The 321-nt window shown below is 50.5% G+C and carries 1 rRNA gene; it reads right to left on the reverse strand.

The features are described from left to right. Position 1: 1 nt before the first annotated feature. Positions 2-321: ribosomal RNA gene (locus tag GTP41_RS26845) — 23S ribosomal RNA — on the reverse strand; the annotation flags it as partial.

Raw genomic sequence — 321 nt, forward strand, 5'->3', positions numbered from 1 at the left:
GCCTTTCCCTCACGGTACTGGTTCACTATCGGTCGATTACGAGTATTTAGCCTTGGAGGATGGTCCCCCCATGTTCAGACAGGATTTCTCGTGTCCCGCCCTACTTGTCGTACGCTTAGTACCACCGTCTGAATTTCGTGTAAGGGGCTATCACCCTCTATGGCCGGAGTTTCCAATCCGTTCCACTATCCAGTCGACTATCACGTACAGGCTCTTCCCATTTCGCTCGCCACTACTTTGGGAATCTCGGTTGATTTCTTTTCCTGCAGCTACTTAGATGTTTCAGTTCGCCGCGTTCGCTTCACACACCTATGTATTCAG

Origin of the sequence: Pseudoduganella guangdongensis, assembly GCF_009857475.1 — a bacterium.
In the GTDB taxonomy this organism is placed as follows: domain Bacteria; phylum Pseudomonadota; class Gammaproteobacteria; order Burkholderiales; family Burkholderiaceae_D; genus Rugamonas; species Rugamonas guangdongensis.